At 64.4% G+C, this 5,133-nt stretch carries 6 protein-coding genes and 2 pseudogenes; 6 read left to right on the forward strand and 2 right to left on the reverse strand.

What is annotated here, in order from left to right:
* The 5 genes and pseudogenes from ACIA5D_RS51625 to ACIA5D_RS51645 form a co-directional block, all read left to right on the forward strand.
* On the forward strand, positions 1-252 hold a 252-nt coding region (locus ACIA5D_RS51625; protein WP_396038102.1), incomplete at its 5' end, for a hypothetical protein.
* Between the two features lie 726 nt (positions 253-978).
* Positions 979-1,167, forward strand: a complete 189-nt coding sequence (locus tag ACIA5D_RS51630) for a hypothetical protein (protein WP_396038103.1) — start codon at positions 979-981, stop codon at positions 1,165-1,167.
* Between the two features lie 256 nt (positions 1,168-1,423).
* Entirely contained in the window at positions 1,424-2,548 is a 1,125-nt protein-coding gene (locus ACIA5D_RS51635; protein WP_396038104.1) for a serine hydrolase domain-containing protein, read from the forward strand.
* A 460-nt stretch (positions 2,549-3,008) separates the two neighbouring features.
* Positions 3,009-3,580: pseudogene (locus ACIA5D_RS51640) on the forward strand (IS630 family transposase); the annotation flags it as partial.
* Positions 3,549-3,773, forward strand: coding sequence for a hypothetical protein (locus ACIA5D_RS51645; protein ID WP_396038107.1), 225 nt, complete (start codon positions 3,549-3,551; stop codon positions 3,771-3,773). The pseudogene ACIA5D_RS51640 and the gene ACIA5D_RS51645, both read left to right, overlap by 32 nt.
* Here ACIA5D_RS51645 and ACIA5D_RS51650 read toward each other — a convergent pair.
* A pseudogene (locus tag ACIA5D_RS51650) lies at positions 3,720-3,932 on the reverse strand (hypothetical protein); the annotation flags it as partial. The gene ACIA5D_RS51645 and the pseudogene ACIA5D_RS51650 overlap by 54 nt on opposite strands.
* 63 nt (positions 3,933-3,995) lie before the next feature.
* On the opposite strand from ACIA5D_RS51650, the gene ACIA5D_RS51655 reads away from it, so the two are divergent.
* The gene (locus ACIA5D_RS51655; RefSeq protein WP_396038105.1) at positions 3,996-4,580 is read left to right on the forward strand and encodes a carboxylesterase family protein; all 585 of its coding nucleotides are present in this window, start codon (positions 3,996-3,998) and stop codon (positions 4,578-4,580) included.
* Between the two features lie 193 nt (positions 4,581-4,773).
* Here ACIA5D_RS51655 and ACIA5D_RS51660 read toward each other — a convergent pair whose 3' ends face one another.
* A complete protein-coding gene (locus ACIA5D_RS51660) occupies positions 4,774-4,980 on the reverse strand; it encodes a dihydrofolate reductase family protein (protein WP_396038106.1) in 207 nt (68 codons plus the stop codon).
* Positions 4,981-5,133 lie beyond the last annotated feature (153 nt).

The raw sequence follows: 5,133 nt of genomic DNA on the forward strand, positions 1-5,133 counted from the left end.
CTGTCGGTAATCCAGCCCGGGCCCGGCGACGGCGGAAACTCGCCGGGCGACATCATCGGTCAGGTCTCCCGGTCGGCCATCAACGAGAACGTCGACGCCCCCACGCCAGTGAACTATGTGATCGACATAATCGGCGCGATCAGCACTGGCGCCATGCGTACCGCTTCCGCGGAGAGCCGCAACGTGCCGGGCAGAGCGGTGAGGGCCGCTCCGCCCCAACAACGGACTCCAGCAACAACCCCGCAGGACTGACCGGCACCCGGACGGGATCATGCCTGCGGGCCGGCGCGGCCTGACTCAACCCCGTCGTGAACCGTGCTCACTAACGGTCTACCGGTCATCAGCCGCTACGACGCCTACGGTCGCTCGCGACGGCCGCTCCGTGCCGGCTGTTGGCCCTGTTCGGCGCCTTCGTGGCGACGTTGCCGAGGTGGCCGGGCCTGGATCCTTCTGGATCAGGCGCAAACCTCCCTTTTGATCTAGGTGAGTTCGTCTTGCTGGTGCCGACCTACTGGCCTTGGCGGTCCCGGGCCTGGAGGTCGATGTCAATATCGACCTCGCCGCTTTCGTCTACCGAATCGGTGTGATTGGAAAGACGTGCACGGACTCCAGGCCTCTAGGCCTTTGGTGACGCCTGCCGTCGTCGTGGCCGCGGTCTCAAGGTCGAGGTCAGCAGTCTGCACCGGGATGGCTTTGGGTGACGACGCTCGTGTAGACGCTGCGCAAAGCAGGAAGTAATCCGGTGGACATCACCAAGCGGTTCACCAACTATCGTTCGGTGAATTCTTCGAACGCGGGGACAGCGTCGGATTGGAGTTTGTAGACAGCGCCGGAAAGCTGCGCTATTAGCCAGCTGCAGAGTTCGGACACCAGTTGCCTGTGTGCCGATTTCTTTCGGGCGGAGGCCATGACGTAGATCGGACTGGGCCAGATCGCGAGTACGCTGACATCTACAGGCTCCCAGCCGATCTTGGGACAATGGACCTGCAGGTTCCCTGGAGTGCATCGCCTGGTGCCACCTTCCCCGGGACTCATCGCAAAATAGGGCCCGCCGTCCGCAACGCCGCCATCGGCGCACTCCGCACCACCGGCTTCATCAACATTGCCGCCGCCAACCGCCACCACGCCCGCAACAGCAACCGTTCATTCGCATTCGGCATCACCTGACGACTATGCCGGGGGTCCTGATCCTTACCCTGATTCAGGATGCCCGTGTTGTCTTTCATGCTGCGGGAATTCGGCGGCAAATCCCAGCGCTACCCCTACTGACAATGACAGGTTTTTCAGGGTTATTCCTGACCTCGACACCGGGTGTTCCCCCGATATGAGGCCGGAGAACCTACGGCCGATTCCGGATAGCGATGTGGACCCAAGTCAGCAAGGCTGACTTCGTCCGCAAGTTGCTTGCACGAGGGAGACGTGGATGATGAAATGGTGGCGTATCGGGCTGGTCGCAGCAACAGCAGTTGCAATGGGCATACCTGTTGCCGCGGCCGACGCGACGGAAGTCGATAGGACCGAGCTACGGCACACGCTCGACTCGATCGTGGCGGCCGGTGCACCGGGAGCGCTGGTCGAGGTCCGTGACGAGCGCGGTACCTGGCGCGCCAGCAGCGGCGTTGCGGAGCTGGGCAAGGCCCGACCGATACCAGTAGGCGCGCATTTTCGTGCCGGGAGCGTGACCAAGACGTTCGTGGCAGCCGTCGTCCTGCAGCTTGTCGGCGAAGGCCGGTTGAGCCTTGAAGACAGCGTTGCACGTTGGTTGCCGGGCGCCGTGCCCAGCGGTGACCGGATTACGGTACAGCAGCTGCTCAACCACACCAGTGGCCTGTACAACTACACCAACGAACTACCATTGCACGATGTGGCGGCGTTCCTGAAAATTCGGTTCCGGACCTGGAGCCCACAGGAGCTGCTCCGACTGGCGACCAGCCACCCGCCGCTCTTCGAACCGGGCACCCAATGGCGGTACTCAAACACCGACGACATCGTGCTTGGCATGATCATACAGCAGGCAACGGGTCGTCCATATGGCACCGAGATCGAAAGGCGGATCCTGCGGCCGCTTGCTCTTCACGCGACCGTGGTGCCCGGAACGTTCCCCCGCATCAACGGCTCGCACGCTCACGGGTACGAGCCACTGGTGACCGACGGCCAGGTCAGCCCGGTCGATGTCACCGAATTCAACCCGTCGGCGGCATGGGCCGCAGGGGAGATGATCTCCACCACGGCAGACCTAAACCGATTCTTCGCCGCCCTGCTCGGCGGTCACGTGGTGAATCCAACCGAACTGCGGGAGATGACCACGCCGGTGCCCCCGGCCACTGACTACGGGCTCGGATTGCGGCTGCTGGAGCTGCCGTGTGGGATCACGGCGTACGGCCATGACGGCGACGCCCCGGGCTTCTCCACCTGGACATATCTCACGGCTGACACGCGGCGACAGGTCACCGTCTCGATGACCTGGGGTGTGGGGAATCCACACGGTCCGCTTCCCCAGGTCCTCAACCTACTGGCCGCCGCCCTATGTCCGACACCAACCCGCTAACCACACTTTTGTCCTCCCCGTCACACCGGGCTGGCACGAGCACGCCAGTAAAGCGACGTCACGTCCATCACGGCGGCGCGCGAATATGGCGGTAGAAGCAGACGCTTTTGGATCACTACAGCGCCCGTGCATGGCCGGCCGGTCGCTGGACGAACTGGCCGGTCAGCCGCGAGGAACCGAGGGCCGGAACGCCTGAGCATCTCCACGACAGGGCGTGCGGTCTCGCATGCGGCTCACCGACAGGTATTTGATCTGCTGGCCGAACCGGTCTTGACGCGGAAATATCGGCAGCCCGGTCAGCTTTCTCGGTTGCTTGGCCTGGTCAGCGAGGCGGTGTTGAGGTCGTGGAGTCTTGCCTGGATGCTCTCGGCGTCAGGATGGTCGAGGGCGGTGAGTGTGTTGAGGGCCTGTCGCCAGGCGTTTCATCCCCACCCGGTAACACAGCGCCTCGTGGCGCACGAAGACCCAGATCCAAGCCCTCGACCGCACCCAGCCACTGCTGCCGATCGAGTTCGACGCCAGCGAACAACGCACCCACGACTACGTGCGGCATGGCACCACCAACCTGTTCGCCAAGCTGAACGTGAACACCGGCGAGGTCGTCGGTGACTGCGCGCCGAGCCGCATCGGGCCTGCGTTCCTGGCCTTCGTCAAAAGGCCGTCGCCCCGCACGCCGGCCGCGAGATCCACGTGGTGCTGGACAACCTGTCCACCCACACCACCCCGGACGTCCGGGCCTGGCTGGACGCCCACCCGAACGTCCACTTCCACTTCACCCCGAAAGGCTCCAGCTGGCTGAACCAGATCGAGACCTGGTTCGGCGTCATCACCCGCCAGGCCATCCGCCGCGGCACCTTCGCATCCGTCCAGGTCCTCGTCCGCACCATCCGCGCCTACATCGCTTCCTGGAACACCGATCCGCGACCGTTCCAATGGACCGCGACCGCCGACGAGATCCTGGCCAAAGTCCGGCTCCCCAGATCAGCGCGGCTGCCTCGTGATGACGGTCGCCGATGCGCCGATGCTGCGTGATGCTGTGCTCGAGGTCGCGTACCGCTTGCTCAAGCTGCCCGGCCAAACGGTGGACGTGGCCCAGGTTGAAAAGGCCATGCGCTTCGATCGACGGGTGGCCCATCTCTTTGGCGGCATCAATGGCCATCTTGTACTGATCGATCGCCCGGTCAACTTGACCAATCTGGCGGTACGCGTTGCCAAGATTGTTTAGCAGCATCACCTCGCCGTGCCGGTCGCCGGTCAATCGGCGAAGATGCAGTCCTCGTTCGTAGCTCTCTACCGCCTCTTGGAGGCGGTTTGGTGTATGTACGCTGCACCTAAGGCGTTGAGCGCACCTGATTCGCCCAGCCGGTCTCCTACAGCGCGCCACAATGCCAGGACGGTCTCAACGTGGTGAAGTTCTTCTTCCATCCGGCCCATCCGACCGAGACCGTTGCCGAGAAACACCCGAGACGAGCATCGCTTCTTCGGCCGGCTGTTCGGCATCGACGAGTCCCAGGGCGCCCCGCAATATCAACAGCTGCTTCGCACCTCGTTTCCTGAGCACGCCGCGGAGATCGCCGAACGGTACCCGCTGCGAAACGGCGCCCATGCCGCCGAACTGGCCTGGGCTGCCGTGGGTACCCACAGCAGCTGGACGTGCCCCACGCTGGAATCCGCAACGGACCTCGCCCACCATGTACCGACCTTCACCTACGAGTTCGCCGACCCACACCCCCCAGCGGACCCGTTGTTCCCACCCGGATTCCCCACCGGCGCCCCGCACGGCGCCGAGGTCGCCTACCTGTTCGACCTAGGCCCCGAAACCGTCCACCTGGCTGCTCATCAACAACGCCTGTCGGATCGCATGATCACATACTGGTCCACCTTTGCCCGCGAAGGGCATCCGGCCGCACCAAGCCTCTGGCCACCGACGACCCCCGGCGACATGACCGCACTGCAGTTGCAGCCCGAGGGTGACAGGCCGATAGACCTCAGCCGAGAACACCAGTGCGACTTCTGGCGAAAGCTCTCCTGACAGTCAGCATGCGTCTTCAGGCGGTCTACGACATTCTCGGACTGGCACGGACATCCATCTGAGCCCGCGGGAGGCCGTGGTGGGCAACCAGGCCAGTCAGCCGCCCGCAACTGCGGCGAGGACCACAAGCACGCCCGCACCTACCTGCCGCTGCTGCGGGCGCGGCAACGCGCCTCCCACCTCCGTTGAGTCACTACGACCGCAGCATCCGATAGCGCAGGTGCGTCACGTCGCGATCCTCCAGTCGTCGGACGAGTTCCAGCTCGATGTGCCCGGTATCGGTGGGGTCGAAGAGCCGGCGGCCCGCGCCCAGGAGCACCGGAACGAGATGGATCTCCAGTTCGTCGAGTTCGCAGGCTCGGAGCAGGGCCTGTGCCGCGCCTGCGCCGTGGACCAGCACGGCGCGGTCACCATCGCGGCGGCGCGAGCCTGCGCGGCGCAGGCGACGACGTCAGAGAAGCCCTCTCGGTCAAGATCGTGTGAGACACCCCGTGTGAGTGTGGGGTGATGACCTGAGGGTGGGGATCGGAGATCCTGGTGTCCGTGTCCACTT

The sequence above is a fragment of the Actinoplanes sp. NPDC051513 genome, assembly GCF_044454685.1.
Taxonomy (GTDB): domain Bacteria; phylum Actinomycetota; class Actinomycetes; order Mycobacteriales; family Micromonosporaceae; genus Actinoplanes.

Coding starts and splice junctions, on each gene's coding strand:
- ACIA5D_RS51645 (WP_396038107.1), top strand. CDS start 3,549: ATGACGGTCGCCGATGCGCCGATGCTGCGTGATGCTGTGCTCGAGGTC.
- ACIA5D_RS51635 (WP_396038104.1), top strand. CDS start 1,424: ATGATGAAATGGTGGCGTATCGGGCTGGTCGCAGCAACAGCAGTTGCA.
- ACIA5D_RS51630 (WP_396038103.1), top strand. CDS start 979: ATGGACCTGCAGGTTCCCTGGAGTGCATCGCCTGGTGCCACCTTCCCC.